The sequence below is a fragment of the Blautia sp. NSJ-175 genome (assembly GCF_022867815.1).
In the GTDB taxonomy this organism is placed as follows: domain Bacteria; phylum Bacillota; class Clostridia; order Lachnospirales; family Lachnospiraceae; genus Blautia; species Blautia celeris.
This window is the reverse complement of sequence record NZ_JALIFQ010000009.1, coordinates 149322-171225: the sequence shown is the minus strand read 5'-3', so window position 1 is coordinate 171225 and position 21904 is coordinate 149322. Positions and strand designations below refer to the sequence as shown.

15 protein-coding genes are annotated in these 21904 nt (G+C 49.1%); all 15 read left to right on the top strand.

The genetic code is table 11. From position 1 onward, the window contains the following. Nucleotides 1-207: 207 nt before the first annotated feature. The 15 genes from MUB35_RS15850 to MUB35_RS15780 all read left to right on the top strand — a co-directional run bounded on the left by MUB35_RS15850 (nt 208) and on the right by MUB35_RS15780 (nt 21900). Nucleotides 208-1713 carry an ABC transporter substrate-binding protein gene (locus tag MUB35_RS15850; RefSeq protein WP_103732423.1) on the top strand — a complete coding sequence of 502 codons (1506 nt, stop codon included), beginning with the start codon at nt 208-210 and terminating at the stop codon, nt 1711-1713. A gap of 144 nt (nt 1714-1857) precedes the next feature. Further along, nucleotides 1858-2781: an ABC transporter permease gene (locus tag MUB35_RS15845; protein ID WP_033139190.1), complete on the top strand. Its 924-nt coding sequence runs from the start codon at nt 1858-1860 to the stop codon at nt 2779-2781. Nucleotides 2782-2791: 10 nt separating this feature from the next. Continuing rightward, the gene (locus tag MUB35_RS15840) at nt 2792-3694 is read left to right on the top strand and encodes a carbohydrate ABC transporter permease (RefSeq protein WP_033139191.1); all 903 of its coding nucleotides are present in this window, start codon (nt 2792-2794) and stop codon (nt 3692-3694) included. A 7-nt stretch (nt 3695-3701) separates the two neighbouring features. Then, on the top strand, nt 3702-5489 hold the full coding sequence (locus MUB35_RS15835; protein WP_103732422.1) for a sensor histidine kinase: 1788 nt from the start codon (nt 3702-3704) through the stop codon (nt 5487-5489). Then, nucleotides 5464-7062: a response regulator transcription factor gene (locus tag MUB35_RS15830; RefSeq protein WP_158587224.1), complete on the top strand. Its 1599-nt coding sequence runs from the start codon at nt 5464-5466 to the stop codon at nt 7060-7062. Before MUB35_RS15835 ends, MUB35_RS15830 begins: the two co-directional genes overlap by 26 nt. A 17-nt stretch (nt 7063-7079) precedes the next feature. Further along, nucleotides 7080-9287 carry a beta-glucosidase BglX gene (gene bglX, locus MUB35_RS15825; protein ID WP_244806478.1) on the top strand — a complete coding sequence of 736 codons (2208 nt, stop codon included), beginning with the start codon at nt 7080-7082 and terminating at the stop codon, nt 9285-9287. 397 nt (nt 9288-9684) lie between these two features. Next, nucleotides 9685-10446 carry a class I SAM-dependent DNA methyltransferase gene (locus MUB35_RS15820; RefSeq protein ID WP_244806477.1) on the top strand — a complete coding sequence of 254 codons (762 nt, stop codon included), beginning with the start codon at nt 9685-9687 and terminating at the stop codon, nt 10444-10446. Nucleotides 10447-10512: 66 nt separating this feature from the next. Beyond that, nucleotides 10513-11397 carry an Hsp33 family molecular chaperone HslO gene (gene hslO / locus MUB35_RS15815; protein ID WP_244806476.1) on the top strand — a complete coding sequence of 295 codons (885 nt, stop codon included), beginning with the start codon at nt 10513-10515 and terminating at the stop codon, nt 11395-11397. 18 nt (nt 11398-11415) lie between these two features. Continuing rightward, a complete protein-coding gene (locus MUB35_RS15810; protein ID WP_244806475.1) occupies nt 11416-13329 on the top strand; it encodes an NAD(+) synthase in 1914 nt (637 codons plus the stop codon). 52 nt (nt 13330-13381) lie between these two features. Then, entirely contained in the window at nt 13382-14476 is a 1095-nt protein-coding gene (locus MUB35_RS15805; RefSeq protein ID WP_033139198.1) for an alcohol dehydrogenase, read from the top strand. Between the two features lie 37 nt (nt 14477-14513). After that, the gene (locus tag MUB35_RS15800; RefSeq protein WP_148392846.1) at nt 14514-15494 is read left to right on the top strand and encodes a Gfo/Idh/MocA family protein; all 981 of its coding nucleotides are present in this window, start codon (nt 14514-14516) and stop codon (nt 15492-15494) included. Between the two features lie 83 nt (nt 15495-15577). Further along, nucleotides 15578-16657 (top strand): hypothetical protein, encoded by a 1080-nt coding sequence (locus MUB35_RS15795; RefSeq protein ID WP_033139200.1) that lies wholly within the window; start codon nt 15578-15580, stop codon nt 16655-16657. Nucleotides 16658-16940: 283 nt separating this feature from the next. Continuing rightward, nucleotides 16941-19004, top strand: a complete 2064-nt coding sequence (locus tag MUB35_RS15790) for a glycoside hydrolase family 31 protein (protein ID WP_244806474.1) — start codon at nt 16941-16943, stop codon at nt 19002-19004. 19 nt (nt 19005-19023) lie between these two features. Then, nucleotides 19024-20040, top strand: a complete 1017-nt coding sequence (locus MUB35_RS15785) for a LacI family DNA-binding transcriptional regulator (protein ID WP_033139255.1) — start codon at nt 19024-19026, stop codon at nt 20038-20040. Nucleotides 20041-20565: 525 nt separating this feature from the next. Continuing rightward, nucleotides 20566-21900: an ABC transporter substrate-binding protein gene (locus MUB35_RS15780; protein ID WP_033139203.1), complete on the top strand. Its 1335-nt coding sequence runs from the start codon at nt 20566-20568 to the stop codon at nt 21898-21900. Nucleotides 21901-21904: the final 4 nt, after the last annotated feature.

Here is a 21904-nt window from a genome sequence, read left to right as displayed (position 1 = left end):
CACTCCGTGAAAGTACGGGTGTGGACTGAAACAGGAAAAAGCCTGTATACCATGTGACACAAATGGGGTATACAGGCTTTTTTATGTCCTCGGACGCGCGGAGGAGTCAAATGAGTGATATTTTTAAGTCAGACCAGTTATAGAAAAGAAACAGGGAAAAGAATAAGATAGACGTATCAAAGGAACAGAAATGAAGGAGGAAATCACATGAAGAAAAAGATAGCAGCTGCCATACTCACAGCAGCCATGGTATTGTCACTGGCAGCCTGCGGCGGAAGCGGCAGTGAGGGCAAGGAGACAGCATCAGGGGAAGGCGGAAAGGAACCTTATACCGTGACCATGGTACTGCAGGGAAGCCAGCCCGCCGACGAAGAGCGGATCGAGGAAAAGATCAATGAGATTCTGGAAAAGGAAGTGAATGCCAATCTGGACATCGTGGTGCTTCCCTGGGCCAGCGCCGCGCAGCAGCTCCAGCTCATGCTGGCAGGAGATGAAAAAATCGACTGCTTTTATACAAATGCCACAAATGCTATCCAGTACATGCACAGCGGACAGATCATGGATATGTCAGAACTGGTGGACAAATACGGTAAGAACCTGAAGGAAATTTACGGCGAAGATGTACTGAACAGCAATACAGTGGATGGTTTTCTGTACGGCGTACCAAACCAGATTGAAAGAGGAAGTATCCCTGCTGTCTTCATGAGAAAAGACCTGGTGGAGAAGTACGGTATAGATACATCTGCCATCAAAGAACCAAAAGATATGGAATCTGTTTTTGAGACAGTCAAAGCAGGGGAGCCGGACATGACCATGCTGTTTTCCATCAATGAGGGGGATACGCCGCTGACAAGGCTGTTCGGAGGGGACCCCTTGTCAGATGCCAATTTCCTGGGCGTACTCATGGATCAGGAAAATGACACCACCATCACCAATTTCTTCGCCAGTGATTGGTATAAGGATACCACCACGATGCTCTATGACTGGTATCAGAAGGGATATATCAGCAAGGACGCCGGAACAGATACAGAAAACTGGCGTACCGTCTGCAAGGCAGGCAATCTGTTTTCTCTGTTTTTTGCCTATCATCCGGGAACTCCTGTGGAATTCAAAAGCTCAACCGGATATGATTTTGAGATCGTTCCGTTCAGGGACTATCCGATCAAAAACTGCCAGACCTACAACGGTATTATCTATTCCATTGCACAGAACTCAGAGAATCCGGAAAAGACCATGGAAACTCTGGATTACATCTATGGAAGCCCTGAGATCATGAATCTGCTGAACTGGGGTGAGGAAGGTGTGGATTATGTCATAGAGGATGAGGAGAACGGCATCATCAACTACCCGGAGGGCATCACCGCTGACAATGTGGGATACAGCCTGAATCTGGGCTGGGAGCTGCCGAACCAGTTCATCGCACATAAGTGGACAGGCTCTGACCCGCAGCTTTGGGAGAAGATGGAGGAATTCAACGATTCCGCAAAAGAGTCAAAGGCAGTCGGCTTCTGCTTTGACAACACCCAGTATGAGAGTCAGGTAGCGGCGCTGGCCAATGTTGTAAAACAGTATACCGGTTCACTGAACAGCGGTTCTGCTGACCCTGAAACGTATCTGCCGGAGTTTTTGGATGCTCTTCAGGCAGCCGGAATTGACGAGATCATCCAGGCAAAACAGGAACAGTTTGACAAATGGCTGGAAGAGAATAAATAGTTACTGTTTATTCTCTGCCCGTCAACAATAAATAGACAGGATCATTTTTGACAGCAGGCTGTCGCTCTAGGAAACAGAAAAAGCTCTTAGCGCGGCAGCCTTTTTGCCGGAAAGAAACCATTCATAAGACAGAGGAGGAGAAATATGAAGAAAAAATCCAGGCTCAGTGTCTACAAGCAACACTGGCCCCTATACCTGATGATGCTGCCGGGACTTTTGTACCTGCTGATCAACAACTATATTCCCATGGGTGGAATTGTGATTGCCTTTAAAAAGCTGAATTTTGCAAAAGGCATATTTGCAAGTCCCTGGTGCGGACTGGATAACTTCAAGTTTTTATTCCAGTCAAAGGATGCCTGGATCATTACCAGAAATACACTGCTTTATAATGTGGCCTTCATTGCCGTAAATATGATAGTAGGTATTGCGGTAGCCATATTGATCTGTGAAGTGCGGAACAATAAAATGAAAAAGCTCTACCAGAGCGCCATTTTGCTGCCTTTCCTCATGTCCATGGTAATACTGAGCTACATTGTTTATGCACTGCTCAGTTCCGAGAACGGCTTGATAAACAACACCATTTTAAGCGCCCTGGGAAAAGAACCGGTGCAGTGGTATCAGCAGCCTAAATACTGGCCGTTTATCCTGGTATTTGCTAACTGCTGGAAGGGCGTTGGGTACGGATGCCTGATCTATATTGCCTCTATTATCGGCATTGACCCGTCCTACTATGAGGCAGCCAGCCTGGACGGCGCAACAAAATGGCAGCAGATCACAAAAATCACCCTGCCAAGTCTGGTACCCACCATTATCACTCTGCTTCTGTTAAATATCGGACGTATTTTCTATTCAGATTTCGGCCTGTTTTATCAGGTGCCTATGAATTCCGGGGTTCTCTTTCCGACGACCAATGTGATCGACACCTATGTGTACAGAGCGCTCATTGAGCGGGGAAATATCAGTATGTCATCCGCGGCAGGCGTGTACCAGTCCATTGTGGGATTTGCCATTGTTATGCTGAGCAATTGGGTCGTGAGAAAAGTAGATAAAGAACAGGCATTGTTTTAGGAGGAGAGAAATGAAAAATTCAGCAAAAGAAAAACGGTATCAGTTTTTCATCAATATAATTCTGATTCTTATGACATTGGTCATTATACTGCCTTTTGTACTGGTGTTCATTTCTTCCGTCACAGATGAAAATACACTGATTCGCAACGGCTACTCATTTTTTCCTGAGAAATTAAGTCTTTACGCTTACCAGTATATTATCAAGCAGGGAGAAAAAATACTGCGCGCGTATGGGATCACCATATTTGTGACGGTCGTGGGCACTATACTGAATATCAGTCTGTCAGCGCTGATGGCTTACCCGCTGACCATTAAGACCCTTCCCCACAGAAGGGCACTGACCTTTTTCGTATTTTTTACCATGCTTTTCAATGGCGGCCTGGTACCTACATATCTGATGTATGTGAATTACCTGCATATTAAAAATACGATTTTTGCGCTTCTTCTTCCCAACCTTCTTCTGAGCGCCAACAATGTGCTGATGATACGGAGTTATTTCATTACAAGCATACCGGATGCCCTGTTTGAAGCTGCCAAGATAGACGGGGCAGGGCATATGAAGATATTTACCAGTGTGGTGCTGCCTCTGGGCAAGCCGATCCTTGTGACCATGGGACTCTTTTCCGGACTTGCCTATTGGAACGACTGGACCAATGGTTTATACTATTTATCAGGAAACCAGGGACAGAAGCTGTTCGGCATACAGAACCTTCTGAACCAGATGATCACGGATATCCAATACCTGGCAAGCGGCAAAGTTGTGGGGAATATCGGCGCGGAGGTCGCCAAGCTTCCCACCACATCCATCCGAATGGCCATTGCGTTCATAGCCATGCTGCCGCTGTTTATTGTGTATCCATTCCTTCAAAAATATTTCTCGGAGGGAATCACTCTGGGGGCAGTGAAAGGGTAAAAAACGCATGAGGAAAGTTCCGAAATACAGAAAACAAAAAAATATGGCCCAGCAGATGAAGGCCATCCTTATTATTCTCATGGTGGTGCTGGCTGTGTACGCGGGCGTCAGCGCCATGCTGCTTGAAAGAACCAGAAAGCAGGCCATACAGGAGATGGACGAAATGTCAAAGCTCTATACCGATGAATTGGACAACCGTTTCCTGCGGATCAGCCGGAGCCTGTTTTCCAATATTATGGAGAAGAATCAGGGGTATTCTGTATTGGGGGACTATATTGAGACCATGGAGCATTCCGGAGACCCCGTAAAAATAAATAATGCAGTCAGTAACCTGCGGAGAATCTGTCTCTCCTATGCGTGGGAGTATGGCACAGAATACCACTTTTTCCTGTATTTGAAGAAAAATGATATGTTTACCATGCTCACCATGACAGGGGTGGGATATGATATTGATAAAGACCTGGAAGACGCAGTGAGAAACCAGCTGGGACTCATTGCAGACACTTCCTACTCGGTCAAGAAAAAGTGGAACCAAATGGACTGCGGCGAGGAAAACTATATCTGTAAAATAGCCCAGAACCAGGATGTTTACATGGGCTGTTTTGTGAATGTAAAAAGTATTCTGGAGCCTTTCACTGACACCATCGTAGGCGATGACGGATATGTGCGCCTGGTGGATGCCAGGAACCGGGTGGCGGGTCAGATCACCAGCAAAGGCATAGAACAGGAGCTGGATTTTAGGGAGGCAAACAGCGGATACTCACTCAGCAAAAATCTGAAACAGGCACCCTTTACCATTCAGATGAAGATATCAGGGGACAAGATACTGGGCGTCATGATGGGCAGTCTGGGATTCCTTTTAGTCCTGGCAGCAGCACTGGTCCTGGCCGGAGCCGCGATCCTTTTATACCTGAAAAAGTATCTGCTGGAGCCGGTGAGGGAATTTACGGATAATCTGACAAAATACGATGACGATGATTATACCTTCCACATCACGGAAAACAACCTGATGGAGCTGGAGCAGATTGACGGCAAGTTTAAAAGAATGATACATCAGATCCGACGCCTGAAGATCACCCTGTATGAGCAGGAATTAGAGAAGCAGAAGATAGAGATGGATTATCTGAAGCTGCAGATACGCCCTCATTTTTATCTGAACTGTCTGAATTTTATATACAGCATGATTGATTTCAAGCAGTACGGCAATGCGCAGAAGATGACAAAGACTACCTCAGATTATCTCCAGTATGTATTTCGCAGCACCAGTGGTCTGGTGCCTGTCAAGGCAGAGACAGCGCACTGCGAAGACTATCTGAAAATACTGCTTCTGCGCTATCCGGACAGCTTTGAATACTATATTGAGATCGATAAGGAGGTCGAAAACGGGGAGATATTTCCCTTCATGCTGCAGGTCTTTGTGGAGAACGCGGCGAAGCATGCACTGACACTGGAAGAGAAGATATTGATCTCAGTTACAGCATTTCCGGAGGACAGGGAAGATGGGAAATATATCAATCTGTATATCTCTGACACCGGAAAGGGATTTCCAAAGCATGTTTTGGAAAGGCTTAGGCAGGGGAAGGGAATCAGCGAGAACGGCAGACATGTGGGGATTGAAAACTGCCTGAAGCGTTTTCATTACTACTACGGCGGACAGGGGGAGATCAATTTTGACAACAGTCCCCTGCAGGGTGCCATAGTGGATATCCATATCCCGTTCCGGGAGCATGGGAAGAAGGAGGCAGACAAAACCGTTCAGGGAGGTACTTATGAATCTGTTATTGGTGGACGATGAGGAATATGTGATAGAGAGTATCAAGAAAAATGTAGATTGGGAACTGCTGGATATAGGGCAGATTTATACGGCATCCTCCATGCAGCAGGCACAGACGGTCATGGGACTTATGCCTATCCATGTGATCGTGAGTGATATTGTCATGCCGAAAGGCAGCGGCTTTGATTTTATGGAATGGGTGCGCAAAGAAGCGTATGAGGTACAGGCTATATTTCTTACCAGCTATGCAGAGTTTGATTTTGCGCGCCGTGCCATTGCCCTGGACAGTGTGGATTATCTGCTGAAGCCCATAGACTTTGAAAAACTCACCGCTGCCATTCAGAAAGCGTCTGACAGGGTAAAGGCTGCGCTAAATTACGAGGCTTATCGTCAGGAGAGCAGAATCTGGGAGCAGAACAGGGAAATCCTTCTGAAAAACTTCTGGTCTGAACTGCTCACCGGCAGGATAAAACAATCCGCCATAGAGGAGGAAATCAGCAAAAGACATCTGGATCATAAACCGGAGGACAGATTTCTGGCTGTGCTCCTGCACCTGTCCGGCAGAGGGGGAAGAGAAAAAAGAGAGCACTGGGATGAAAATATTCTTTTATTTATCATAAAAAATATTCTGGGGGAATTGGCTGAGGAATATCAGGTGGCTGTGGAAACTGTCCTGCCCTGCCGGAAAGACAGCTATACGGTCATATGCCGGGGCACTGCAGGGAACCTGGAGCGGCTCAGTGAGGAAGGTGTATTTTCCTCCTTCCGGAATCTGCTGAGGGAGCGCATGCAGATGGATATCTGGTGCGGAGCCGGCAGCAGCGCCGGGATCGGTGATCTGGCGGACTGCCTTGCCCAACTGCAGGAGATGCGGGACAACAGTCTGACCGTGTGGGATAAAGTCCTGTATCTGTCCGATTTCCGACAGCCCTGCATTGCCTATCAGAATAAACAGCGCACGGTGTGGGAGACCCTTCTCGGCGAGCAGAAACCGGAAGCTCTGATCAACAGCATGCGGCAGTATCTCACAGAGCTTGCGGAGCGTGAACTGATCACGCGTGACATTTTGAAAAGCTTCCGCATGGACATTACCCAGATAACGTATTCCTGGCTTGCCGCAAGGGAGATCAAGGCCCATCTGCTGTTTGCCGGAAGTGAGAACGAACAGTATTACCAGGAGGCCCTGGAGAGTGTGGATGGCGCCATGCAGTTTGCCTCCCATCTGGTGACTGCTGCCGTGGAATATACGAAATATATCAACAAAAGTGAATCTGTGGCAGACCAGCTAAAAGAATACATCGACACACATTACCAGCAGGACATCAGAAGGGAGACTCTGGCAGAGCTTGTATATCTGAATGTAGATTATATGTCCAGAATCTTCAAAAAAGAGGCCGGTATTTCCATCAGTGCCTATCTGATGCAGAAACGGGTGGAGGAGGCAAAAAATATGCTGACCCGGAGCAGTCTGCCCATCAATACCGTATCCATTTATGTGGGTTACAGCAATTTCTCCTATTTCACAAAAATGTTCCGGGAGAACACAGGATTCTCGCCCCTGGAATACCGCAGAAAATTCAAAATAAACCAGTAAAACAGAGAGGAAAGATCATGACAAAACAACAGTTAACAGAACTTTTAAAAGACATGTCCCTGCAGGAAAAGGTTAACCAGATGCTCCAGGTGGCCGGCAATTTTTACATGGACGACACAGTTATCACAGGCCCTATGAAGGAAAACGGCTTCACAGAGGAGAATATATCCCAGGCCGGTTCTGTTTTAGGTGCCCTTGGCGCGTCAAAAATAAAAGAGATCCAGAAAAACTATATGGAAAAACATCCTCACAAGATTCCGCTGCTCTTTATGCTTGACATCATCAACGGCTTCCGCACCATATTCCCCATTCCCCTGGGGCAGGGCGCCACTTTTGAGCCGGAGCTGTCTGAAAAGTTAGCTGCCGCAGCAGCCAAAGAAGCTGCTGTCAGCGGCCTTCACGTGACATTTGCGCCTATGGTGGACCTGGTCCGTGATGCCCGCTGGGGCAGAGTCATGGAATCCACCGGGGAGGATACCTATCTGAACTGCCTCTTCTCCGAGGCCATGGTCCGGGGCTTTCAGGGGGAGGACCTGAAAGAGCCTTACAACATAGCTGCCTGTGTAAAACATTTTGCGGGATACGGCGCCCCCACAGCAGGCCGTGACTATAATACCGTGGAGCTTTCAGAACATACCCTGCGCGAATTTTACCTTCCCTCCTACAAAGCCGGCATTGACGCGGGTGCAGCCCTGGTCATGACCTCCTTCAACACCATAAACGGAGTTCCTGCAACCGGCAATAAATGGCTCATGCGCCATATCCTGAGAGAGGAGATGGGTTTTGACGGAGTCCTCATATCCGACTGGGCCGCTATCGAGGAGATCATCTACCACGGATACTGTGAAGACAGAAAAGAAGCAGCCGTCAGAGCCGCCGAAGCCGGTGTTGACATTGATATGATGACCGGCATCTACTCCGAACATCTGACAGCACTCATAGAGGAGGGTATCCTCGATGAACAACTGGTGGATGAAGCAGTTCTCCGCATTCTGGAGCTGAAAAACAAACTGGGCCTCTTTGAGAACCCATACAAAGACGCGGACGAGTCCAAAGAAAAAGAAATCATCCTGTGTAAGGAACACAAAGCTCTTGCCAGAGAGGCCGCCTGCAAGTCCTTCGTCCTCCTGAAAAACGAGTCTGTCCTTCCCCTGAAAAAAGGACAGCACATTGCATTCATAGGCCCCTACACAGATAACCGCAGCATGTCAGGCTCCTGGTCCTTCATCGGCCGCCCGGAAGACACCCTGACCCTCCGGGAAGCCGCCCTGGAATCCCTTGACAGCACAGAAGTATCCTTCCATCCCGGCAGTCCGCTCCTTGGAAATGACATCCGTCTGGAAGGCTTCACAGAGCAGACGGAGGAATCCATTTCCCCGGAGCAGCAGCAGAAAATGCTCGCAGAAGCCATAGAAGCCGCAAAAAAAGCAGACCTGGTCATCATGCCTTTAGGCGAGCACTACGTCCAGTCCGGCGAGGCCACCAGCAATGCAAACATACAGATCCCCGAGATCCAGCAGACCCTCTTCAACAAAATTTACGAGGTCAACCAGAACATTGCCGTCATCCTCTTCTCCGGAAGACCCCTGGACATCCGAGAACTTTCCGGTAAAGCCAAGGCCATCCTTCAGGTATGGATGCCGGGCACAGAAGGTGCCCACGCGGTCATGGATGTTCTCACAGGCGCCTTTAACCCCAGCGGCAAACTCCCCATGAGTTTCCCCTACAGCGTCGGCCAGGTCCCGGTCCATTACAACGAATACTCCACCGGCCGCCCCTATACCGGAGCAGACAAAGACCGCTTCCGCTCCAAATACCTGGACATCCCCAATGCCCCCTTATATCCTTTCGGCTACGGCCTGAGCTACACCACCTTCTCCATCTCCCCCATAGAGCTGGACAAGCCCGCAATGACCAAAACCGAAACCATCCAGGCATCCGTAACCATTAAAAACGAAGGTCCCCTTTCCGGAACCGAGGTCATCCAGCTCTACATCCACGACAGAGCCGCCACCGTCGTCCGCCCAGTCAAAGAGCTGAAACACTTCCGCAAGATCCACCTCCACCCCGGTGAATCCCAAAAAGTAACCTTCCATATCACCGACCGGGACCTCCGCTTCCTCACCGAACACTCCCTCCTGGAAAGCGAACCCGGCACCTTCGACCTCTACATAGGCACCGACAGCACCACCACCAACCAAACCCAATTCACCCTCTTACCATAACAAAAAACTAAATACAAATACAAACCCTCTCCCGCTTATCCCTATAACAAGCAGGAGAGGGATTTTTTCTTTTCCTTTCCACAACCCTGCGGCCATCCAATACCCAGGGGAATCCGGTGCGGCGTCGGCGAGGGAGGGCTGTATCCCGGGGGCGATGTCTTAGTGGAGCGTTCGGAAGATCCACCTGCCCCAGACACTTAATGAGGAGGCCATTGCCGACGAATTTAGTGACTGGGAGCAGGTTAGCTTCCGGACAGCGGAACGCTTCGCCCCCGGGATACAGCCCTCCCTCGCCGACGCCGCACCGGATTCCCCGTCCCCATTGCATCCCACCCCCCTCTTGCACCACCCCCCTTTTCGTGATAGTATAAAAAAGAAAAACCCCACGGAGGCCCCCATGAGTTCCTACGAAAACTTCGCCCGCGTATACGACCTCTTCATGGACAACATCCCCTATGAAGAATGGTGCGCATATCTCACCGGGCTTTTGAAAGAATATAACATAGAAGACGGCCTGATCCTGGAATTAGGCTGCGGCACCGGCAATGCCACCAGGATCCTGTCATCTTCCGGCTACGACATGATAGCCATTGACAACTCCCCGGACATGCTGGAGATCGCCATGGAGAAAAAAACGGAGGACGGCCAGGACATCCTCTACCTTCTGCAGGACATGCGCGAATTCGAGCTCTACGGCACTGTGCGGGCAGTAGTCTCCATCTGCGACAGCATGAACTACATCACAGAAAAGGAAGACCTCCTGGAGGTATTCCGTCTGGTCAACAACTACCTGGACCCTAAGGGCATTTTCATATTTGACCTGAACACTTTCTACAAATACAGAGAGATACTGGGCGAACAGACCATAGCGGAGGACCGGGAGGACGCCAGTTTTATCTGGGACAACTATTTTGACGAGGAGGAGAACATCAACGAATACGACCTCTCTCTCTTCATTCCGGAAGAACACGGCGGGGAGATCCTCTACCGCAAATACGAGGAAGTCCACTACCAGAAAGCCTACATCCTGGAGGAGATCAGACAGCTCATAGAGGCATCCGGCATGAAATTCCTCGCCGCTTACGACGCATTCACCCATGACCCGGTAAAGGAAGACAGTGAGCGCGTCTACATCCTTGCACAGGAAAACGGAAAATAAAAGCGATTACTACAGGCAGTACCGGCAAAGATTCGCCTGAGTTATTATAATAAAAGGAGAAAAAACATGGCAGACTATATAGTAAGAGCAACCGCAGCAAACAGCCAGATCCGCGCTTTTGCTGCAACCACAAGAGATTTGACAGAGCACGCCCGGGCAGCGCACAATACAAGCCCGGTGGCAACAGCAGCCCTGGGACGCCTCCTCACCGCAGGAAGCATGATGGGCGTCATGATGAAGGGCGAAAAAGATTTACTGACCCTGCAGGTCAAGGCAGGAGGTCCTCTGGAGGGCATCACCGTGACCGCAGATTCCAAAGGCAATGTGAAAGGCTATGTGGGCAATCCAAATGTCATCCTCCATGCAAATGACAAGGGAAAGCTGGACGTGGCAGGAGCCGTAGGTGTGGGCTTCATGAATGTGATCAAAGATATGGGTCTGAAGGAGCCGTATGTAGGCCAGACCGTGCTGCAGACCAGTGAGATCGCCGAGGATCTGACCTATTATTTCGCTACCAGCGAACAGGTTCCCTCATCCGTAGGCCTTGGTGTCCTCATGGAAAAGGATAATACGGTAAAACAGGCCGGGGGCTTTATCATCCAGCTTATGCCCTTTACAGAGGAAAAGGTTATCAGTCAGCTGGAAGAAAATCTGAAAGATGTAACCTCTGTCACAACCATGCTGGAGGAAGGCCATACACCGGAATCCCTGCTGAATACCCTGCTGAAAGGCTTTGATATAGAGATCAATGAGACGATTCCCACACAATTTTACTGCAACTGCGATAAAGACCGGGTGGAAAAAGCATTGATCAGCGTAGGCAGAAAAGAGCTGCAGGAAATGATCGATGAGGGGAAAGAGATAGAGATGAACTGTCACTTCTGCAACAGAAATTACACATTCTCTGTGGAAGAGCTGAAAAATATATTAAAACGCTGCAAAAGAGGGTAAAGAAAGGTCAGGTACAATATGAGAGATGGTTTTATCAAAGTGGCGGCCGCAACACCGGATATACTGGTAGCAGACTGTGCACACAACAGACAGGAAATTGTGGAGAAGGCCAGGGAAATGGCCGGGAACGGGGCAAAGATCCTGGTGTTCCCGGAGCTTTGTCTGACAGGATATACCTGCCAGGACCTGTTTTGGCAGGGAGCTCTTTTACACAGGGCAGAGGAGGAGCTGAAGACAATCCAGAGAGAGCTTCAGGATGTGGACGGTCTTATCTTCATCGGACTTCCCCTGAGGCATAAAGGCAAGCTCTACAATGCGGCGGCAGTGCTGAACCAGGGCAGGATACTGGGATTTGTCCCCAAGCACCATCTGCCCAATTACGGTGAATTTTACGAGGCCAGATACTTTGTTCCTGGCCAGGCATTTGACGGATATGTGGACTGGCAGGGGGAGAAAGTTCCCTTTGGACAGAATCTGCTGTTCCACTGTGCGGAAGTACCGGGACTCTGTGTGGCAGCAGAAATCTGTGAAGACCTGTGGGCACCGAATCCGCCCAGTATTTTCCATGCCATGGCAGGAGCCACTTTGATCGTCAATCTCTCAGCCAGCGACGAGACCACAGGAAAGGATGCCTACCGAAGAGAACTGGTAGGCGGACAGTCCGCCCGCCTCATCTGCGGATATGTATATGCAACCGCAGGCAACGGGGAGTCCACCCAGGATCTGGTATTCGGAGGACAGAATCTGATCGCGGAGAACGGAACCATTCTGCGGGAGGCAAAACGCTTTGCCAATGAGATCATTTACGGTGAAATTGATGTGGAGCGCCTGGAAAGCGAGAGAAGAAGGATCTCTACCTGGCAGCCGGAATCCAAGGAGGAATATACACAGATTTCCTTCCATGTGAAACAGGAGCAGACAGCCCTGTCCCGTTTCTTTGACCCCAGCCCCTTTGTGCCGGATGATAAAAAAGACAGAGAGAGAAGATGTGATGAGATCCTCACCATGCAGGCCATGGGGCTTAAAAAACGTCTGGACCATACAGGATGCAAAGCTGCAGTTCTGGGCATTTCCGGCGGTCTGGATTCCACCCTTGCCCTTCTGGTGACTGCAAGAGCCTTTGATCTGTGCGGTCTTGCCAGAAGCCAGATCACAGCGGTGACCATGCCCTGCTTCGGCACCACGGACAGGACATATACCAATGCCTGTGAACTCACAAGAAGACTGGGAGCCACGCTTCGTGAGGTTGACATAAAAAAGGCAGTGCTGCAGCATTTTGAGGACATCGGTCATGACTATCAGGACCACAGTGTGACCTTTGAAAACGCACAGGCCAGGGAGAGGACCCAGGTTATTATGGACATTGCCAACAGCTGCGGCGGCCTTGTGATCGGAACAGGGGATTTGTCGGAGCTGGCTCTCGGATGGGCAACTTACAACGGGGACCATATGTCCATGTACGGGGTAAACGGCTCTGTGCCGAAGACTCTCGTCCGCCATCTGGTGCGCTATTACGCGGATACCTGCGGGGAACCGGAACTGGCAGCCATTCTGGAGGATGTGCTGGATACACCGGTGAGCCCTGAGTTGCTTCCGCCCACGGACGGTGTCATTTCCCAGAAGACAGAGGATCTGGTGGGCCCCTACGAGCTGCATGATTTCTTCCTGTATTATATGATGCGTTTCCAGTTCGGTCCTGCTAAGATCTACCGCATAGCCAGAATCGCCTTCGCGGGCATGTATCATGACGAAGTGATACTGAAATGGCTGAAGAAATTTTACTGGAGATTTTTCTCCCAGCAGTTTAAGCGTTCCTGCCTGCCGGACGGACCAAAAGTGGGCAGTGTGGCAGTGTCACCCAGAGGAGATCTGCGGATGCCCAGTGACGCATCTGTGAGAATCTGGATGGATGAGTTGGAGACTCTGGGATAAGCGGATAAGGGCAGAGGATAGAAAGGGGGCGCAGGATTTGCGGACGAATAAAATGCGTGCTGTAGTATATCAGGGGAAAGGCGCGGTATCTCTGGAGGAGCGTGATATCCCTGTGATCCGGGACCCGGGGGATGCTATTGTGAAAGTGACACTTACCACCATATGCTCCAGCGATATTCATATAAAACACGGTGCAGTGCCGAAAGCCATACCGGGAACCATCCTGGGGCACGAGTTTGTCGGACAGGTGGTGGAAACAGGAAGCGCGGTGAAGAAGGTGAAGCCCGGAGACAGAGTGGCTGTCAATGTGGAGACTTTCTGCGGGGAGTGCTTTTTCTGCAGGCGCGGGTTTGTGAACAACTGTGAGCATGAAAACGGAGGCTGGGCTCTCGGATGCCGCATAGACGGAGGACAGGCGGAATACTGCCGCATTCCCTGTGCGGACAATGGACTGACTAAGATACCGGACCATGTGACCGACGAGGAGGCCCTCTTTACCGGGGATATACTCTCCACCGGCTACTGGGCTGCCAGACTGGGTGAGGTAAAGCCGGCAGATACAGTTGTGGTTATAGGAGCCGGTCCCACCGGACTCTGTACCATGATGTGTGCCCGGCTGTACAGTCCTGCCAAGATCATCGCCATAGACGTGGATGAAAGCAGACTGGAACTGGCGAAAAGACAGGGGCTTGCCGATGTGACGGTATGTCCCGCGGAAGAGCCCTGCCGCTATGGGGCAGAGGATTATGCCGATGTTGCGGGGAAGGTACAGGAGACTGTTGTGCAGCGTGTCCTTGCAGAGAGCCACGGAAGAGGGGCAGATGTGGTATTTGAGGCCGCAGGCGGAACGGATACCTTTGAGCTGGCCTGGAAGACAGCCAGGCCCAACGCGGTTGTGGTGATCGCTGCCATGTATGAAAGAGATCAGACTCTGCCCCTGCCGCAGATGTACGGCAGGAATCTGACTTTTAAAACAGGCGGAGTGGACGGCTGCTATTGTGAGGAGATCATGGAGCTTCTGGCGGCAAAGAAGCTGGATACAGGATGCCTGATCACCCACAGGACCCGTCTGGAAGATATTATGAAGGCATATGAGATATTTGAACAGAAAAAGGACGGCGTGATAAAATACGCGGTAAAACCATAAGAATGCGGACAAAATAAGACCGCAGAAGGAGAACGATATGGAAAAATTAAGAGTGGGTGTATTGAGCACAGGAAATATTGCAGCCACTATGGCGGAGACACTCCGCTGTATGGAGGATGTGGAGCTGTATGCAGTGGCATCCAGATGTCAGGAGAAGGCAGACGCGTTTGCAGAAAAATACGGATTTGAAAAGGCATTCAGTACATATGAAGAGATGGCAGCAGATGAGAAGGTAGACCTGGTCTATGTGGCAACCCCAATCTCAGAACACTGTTCCCATGTGAAAATGCTGCTTGAAAACGGCAGGAACGTCCTGTGCGAGAAGGCATTTGCCGTAAATGCCCGGGAGGCCGAAGAGATGACTGCGCTCTCAAAAGAAAAGGGACTGCTTCTGGCAGAGGCCATGTGGGTCAGATATATGCCCATGGCAAGGACACTGCAGGAGGTACTTGCCTCCGGTGCCATCGGCACACCGTATACCCTGACCGCTAACCTGGGATATCTGCTGGAGTCAGTACCCAGGATGATGAAGCCTGAACTGGCAGGCGGCGCCCTTTTGGATGTAGGTGTCTACACTCTGACATTTGCATCTATTGCGTTCGGGGATGACATCTCCTCCATTGACACTTCCGTCATTATGACAGACACGGGAGTGGACGCACAGAGCAGCATAACCATTAGCTATCCGGATGGGAAGATGTCGGTGCTGAACAGTTCCCTCCGCGCCCTTTCCGACAGACAGGGAATCATTTACGGGACAAAGGGCTTTCTGGTTGTGGAAAACATCAATAATTTCGAGTCCATCACAGTCTATAATGAAAAACGGGAAGTGACAGCCAGATATGACCAGCCAAAACAGATCAGCGGCTATGAATACGAGGTAAGGGCCTGCAAAAAGGCCATAGAAGAGGGGATGTGCGAATGCCCGGATATGCCCCACAGCGAAACGATCCGCATTATGGAGCAGATGGATGCTGTCCGTGAGAAATGGGGCTTTCGTTATCCAATGGAAAAATAAGAAAATACCGGTTGACTTTTCCTTACTGCAAATGTAGTATATAGATAGATACTACATTTGTAGAAAAAGGGAGGAGTACAAGAATGATTAAAAAAAGAGGGATTGTCCTTGCTGCATCCATGGCTGTGCTTCTGTTTGCAGTCACCGGTCTTATGGGATGTTCTTCAAAAGAGAACGACAAGTCTGACAAGAAAACAGAGACCCGGGAGGAAACCGGAAAAGAAGAAAAAACAGATGCAAAAGGGGATACCGCGGAGAAGGCAGCCATAGAGACCGGGAAGCTGGAGAAAATGCTGCCGATCTTTGACTCCGTGATACGCTTTCAGGCACAAAGCCGGGAGCCGCTTGAATACAGCGCTTCTGACAGTAAATATGTATGGGGAGTCCTGAACCGCATTATCACAGATTACGCCAGAGTCGGCGATAACGGAGTGGATTACACAGAGGATTCCTCCATGAAACGTGTCCCGTCCGGAGTGGTAAAAGAATATGCCCAGGGACTGTTTGCAGGTATTGAAACACTGCCTGAACTTACGGCGGACTTAGAGCAGGAGATGGGTATAGAATCCGTGGAAAATGAATATCTCTTTGCGCTTGGTGACCAGGTAGAAATGACTGTCTCCATACAGGACTATAAAGAAGGCACAGACGGGGGCTGGATCGTAAATGTGAGTTCACATTATCCATATCCGGCATCCTCCGATACACCGTCAGCCGTGAGTTCCTTTCGCATTGTGGAGAACCCTTACGGCGGACTGTTTCCCTATGCGGTGAAGGAGGTCATATCTGCAGCGGTGCCCGAAAATGCTGTTTCTGGTGAGGAGCAGGGAGAAGTTTCCGGGGAACAGGAGAATCCTTCCGATACACCGGAAACACCGGACTCTGAGAATCAGGAATCCAACAGCGGAGAACAGGAACAGCCGGAACAAAACGGGCAGGATTCAGACCCTGCGGATACCGATTCTGACGATGATATGTCCATTGATGAGTATGTGGAAAAATACGGGGAAGAGAAAGCTCTGGAAAAGTACGGGGAAGTTCCGTTTAATAAGTATTATTTAAGACCAAAGGAAGCCAGAGAGAAGATGGAAGAAGAGGAAAGGGAAAAAGGGACAGAGGAGGATTCAGGATCTGCAGAACAGAATACAGATGAAACACAGTGAGTGCCGGAACTGAGATTTAAAGCAGGCAGCGGGGAACGTATATGGGTACGTTCCCCTTTTTGCTGTATAAAAAAATCCGGGATTTTCATTATGTTATTTTGACTGAATTTATCAAATGTGTTTTGTGCATAAAAACGAAGAAAAAGAAATAAACAAGTGAAATATGCAATGATACATTCGATATATATTGTGCGTTGTATCAATTATGCGCAAAAGGTATTGCGGCTAAAATACGCATATGCTATGATGTCAAAATAAATATGGAGAACCAGGAGGAACAGACATGATACGGAAATATACATACGGAAATCCTTTTTGTACGGACGCGGTTGTAAAGGATATGGCAGCAGAGACCCAGACTCTTCCATATCTGCAAAAGGCAGAGCAGGACGGCAGGCTTATATTTTCCTGCAGCCTTGGGGAAAAGGACCTGGTGTACGGACTGGGTGAAAATGTAAGAGGGATCAACAAGCGGGGATGGCTTTACCGAAGCTGCTGTGCAGATGAGCCAAACCATCTGGAGGACAGGCATTCTCTGTACGCATCCCACAACTTTTTAGTGATTGCCGGTGAGACGACCTTTGGCGTCTTTTTTGATTATCCGGGCATTATCAGCTTTGACGTGGGCTATACCCACATGGATGAGCTGGTGGTCACACTGGAGGAACCGGATGCGGATGTCTATATTCTGGAGGGCAGCGATATCCGGCAGATCGTAAAGGAGTTCAGGGGTCTGATCGGCAGAAGTTATATTCCGCCCAGATGGGCATTCGGATACCAGCAGAGCCGCTGGGGTTATAAATGTGAGGCGGACATCAGGGAGGTGGCAGAGGGCCACAGGAAGAATCATCTGCCTCTTGACAGCATTTACCTTGATATTGATTACATGGAGCGGTATAAGGACTTCACCATTGACGAGGAGCGTTTTCCGGATTTTGAAGGTCTGGTGAGGGATATGAAGGCGCAGAATATCCGTCTGGTGCCTATCATTGATGCCGGTGTGAAAGTGGAAAAAGGCTATTCCGTCTATGAGGAAGGTTTGGAGAAGGGATATTTCTGCAAAGACGAAGACGGAAAAGAATTTATCGCCGGTGTGTGGCCGGGACAAGTGCATTTTCCGGATGTGCTGAACAAAGACGCCAGGGAGTGGTTTGGAAACCAATATAAGTTTTTGCTGGATAAGGGGATTGAAGGCTTCTGGAATGATATGAACGAGCCCAGCATCTTCTTTGCCCAGGACCGCATGGATGACACCATTGACGCCATTGTAGAGCTGAAAGGAAAGAATCTGGACCTGGATACCTTCCAGAAATTTACCGGTCTGGTAGATGGACTGGCAAATAATACAGAGGACTTTAAAAAGTTCTATCACAAGACGGATGCAGGACAGATGCGCCACGACAAGGTTCATAACCTGTTCGGCTATAATATGACCAGAGCGGCAGGGGAAGCCTTTGAGCGTCTGTGCCCTGACAAGAGGATACTCATGTTCTCCCGCTCCTCTTACGTGGGAATGCACCGCTACGGCGGTATCTGGACAGGGGACAACAAGTCCTGGTGGCAGCACCTGCTTCTCAACCTGAAGATGATGCCGAGCCTTAACATGGTGGGGATTCTCTACACAGGCGCCGATATCGGAGGATTCGGTTCTGACACCACGGAAGACCTGGTAATGCGCTGGATCCAGCTTGCCATGTTCTCACCGCTTATGAGAAATCACACGGCACTGGGAACCAGAATGCAGGAGGTCTATCAGTTTGACCATATGGACCGGTTCAGGGATATTCTGGGACTGCGCTACGGCATGCTGCCCTATATTTACAGCGAATACATGAAGGCGGCCCTGCGCGGTGAGATGTATTTTACACCGCTGTCCTTTGTCTACACGGAAGATGAATTTGCACCCCAGGTGGAGGACCAGCTTCTTGTGGGAGACAGCCTTATGATAGCTCCTGTGTACAGCCAGAACGCGGAGGGAAGATATGTGTATCTGCCGGAGGAGATGGCGCTTCTGCGTTTCCGGAGCCTGACGGACTTTGACAAGGAAATCCTGCCGGCAGGCCACCATTATGTGAAAGCAGGTCTGTATGAGATGCTGGTATTTGTGCGCCCGGATAAGATTCTTCTGCTGTCTGAAGGCGGAGAATCCACGGAAGATGTGGATACGGATTCCGTAAAAGCCCTGGCATTCGTAAAAGAGAAGGCTGTTTACGAGTGGTATGAGGATGACGGAAAAGGGAAAGACTTTGAAAACCCGGCGAATTATGGTATGATTGAAATCGACAAGGCAGGAACCTGTGTGTATACAGGCTGCCGGAAGAAAGAGATTCAAGCTGAAATACTGTAAACAGATTGGGGATTTAAGAATGATTACAATAAAAGAGATAGCCAATATGCTGAATGTGAGCACCACCACGGTGTCAAATGTTATCCACGGCAAGACAAAAGAGGTATCACCTGCCAATGTGGAGCGTATCCGGAAGGTTCTGGATGAGTATGACTATATGCCCAACATCAATGCCCGCAACCTGGCAAGCAACCGTTCTAAGATCATCGGTATGGTGGTAAAGGTCAATGGAAAGGAAAATCCGTTTAAAGACCAGTTTTTTGGGGAGCTGCTGGGTGCAGTGGAGGACCGTGTGAGAAGCAGAGGCTATAATCTGATGGTCTATGCACTGAATGATGTCCGGCAGGTCCAGAAATTTATCCTGTCATGGAATATGGATGGACTGGTGACCTGCGGTTTTGTGGAAGGGGAAATCTCATACCTGCAGGAACGTTACAAAAAGCCGATTGTGATCATTGACGATTATGATACAAATGACCTGGAGCGCTGCATCAATATCCGGCTGGAGGATAAAAAAGCCGCCTATGAGATGACAAAATATGTCATCGGATGCGGTCATAAAAAAGTCGCGTTTCTTGCCGATAATAATGTGAACCTGGATCATCAGCGGTTCCTGGGATACTGCCAGGCCATGGATGAGGCCGGACTTTTTGGCAGCGAGGAAAATTTTCTGAAAATATGTCCCGGAAACAGGGGAGAGAAGAACAATCTGGATGAGCTGTATGAGAAATCCTTTGCCTATACGGCGATCATATGTTCTTCGGATTACTATGCCGCAATGCTCCTCAATACTTTTCAAGACAGAGGGAGAAAGATTCCGGATGACATATCCATCACCGGCTTTGATGACGTGGAGTACGCCTCCCTGGTAAGGCCGGCACTCACCACTGTGCGCCAGGATATCCAGGAAAAAGGACTGGTGGCGGTTGATATGCTTGTAAAAATGTTGGAGGAAAACCCCAAGGACATGGAGACACTGGTTGTCCTTCCCACACAGATGGTCATTCGTGATTCTGTAAAAAGGATCAACGGGTAAGAAAGTAAAATAATAGTAACTGTTCTGTCAGGTCTGCGCATTTACTGCGCTGACCGTGCAAAAGAGTAGTGGCGGCAAGTATTCGCCCCATCGCGAAGCGATTTTTAATGGGCGAATACCCGTAACGATTCAGCTGGCTGAATCGTTACAAATAATATACCGTATGGCTGCAGAGATACTGCCGCCATACGGTATTTTTTTGCTTTTTTTATGGATTGTGTACAATGTGAATGACATAAGAAAAGGGCAGCAGCAGAGAATACAGAATATAAGCTTATGCGCAAAAGTGTTAAAGCATCGAATGAACAGAAAAAGGTTTTGCGAAAAACCTTTTGTAAAAATTATACAAAAATATAGGCTGAATACCAGGAAAATGGGAAGTGTTTCTGTGAAAAATAGAGAAATGAATATAAGAGGTTATAAAAAACATTGATTTTACGCGGAAGTGGTGGTAAGATACAAAGCATCAAAACCTTATGCGCAAAAGGTATAAAAAGATAATCCTCAGAAAGGTTGGTAAGAGAGATGAAAAAGAAGGTTTTAGCGGCACTGCTTGCCGGAGCAATGACAGTTACACTGGGAGCATGCGGAGGAAATACAGGCAGTGGAAATGACACCAGCAAGGCAGACGACAACACACAGGGGACAACGGACACAGCGGATGTGAGCAAGGATGCCATTCGCTTTATGAACACAAAGATCGAGATTGACGGAGCTTTGAAAGAGTTTGCAAAGCAGTACCAGGAAGAGACAGGACAGGAAGTTGTGATCGAATCCCTGGGCGGCGGCGTGGATGTAAACGGACAGCTCAAAAATTATTATGCAGCAGGCAACATGCCGGACATCTTTGCATTTGCTGCAGACTCTTACAAATCTTCTTTTAAAGACTGGCTGGAACCACTGGACGGAGAGTCCTGGATCGACGATACGGATTATGCGTTTAAGGGAGAGGACGGAAAAGTATACGGAATGCCTTTTGCACTGGAAGGAATCGGTCTGGCATACAACAAAGATATTCTGGATAAAGCGGGGGTTGACCCGTCAGCGCTGACAAATATCAATGCTTACAAAGAGGCATTTGAGAAGATAGATTCCATGAAGGACGAGCTGGGAATTACATCTGTGTGTGCTGTAGCGGCAGAGTCAGGACAGATGTACTGGTCAACGGGCAACCATATGATGGCAGCTTACATTTCTCAGGGAAAAGACAGAACGGACAAAGATATTATTGATAAGCTGAACAAAGGGGAGATTGATAAAGACAGAATGGGACAGTTCGGTGACTGGCTTCAGTTATTGTTTGATTATTCAGATCAGAACGTATTGATCTCCGGTACATATGATGACCAGCTTGCACTGTGGGCTACAGGAAAAGCAGCATTCATCACCCAGGGTAACTGGATCGACCCGTCACTTCCCACCTATGAAGCAGAGTTTGCATGCGGACTGGCACCGGCGGCATTTATGGAAGAAGATACAGACGGCATCATAGTGGACGCACCGGCTGTATGGGGTATCTATAATGAGAGTGATAAGATTGACGCCTGCAAGGAATTTTTAAAGGCACTGGCAGAGAGCGAAGAGGGACAGAAAGCCCTGGTTGAGGACTGCGGAATGGTTTCTCCGTATAAATCCTGCACACTGGAGCCGAGCACACCGCTGGCAAAAAGCATGCTTCCTTACATCAAAGACGGAAAAACCTATGCATGGGATTGGCTGACACAGCCGGAAGGTATTGCACAGAATGCCACAGGAGCTGTATTTGAGCTGTACGCAAAAGGACAGCTGGATAAACAGGGATTTGTAGACACCATGGAATCAGTAATCAAAGATTATGTAGCATCTAACGGAAGCAATTAACCAG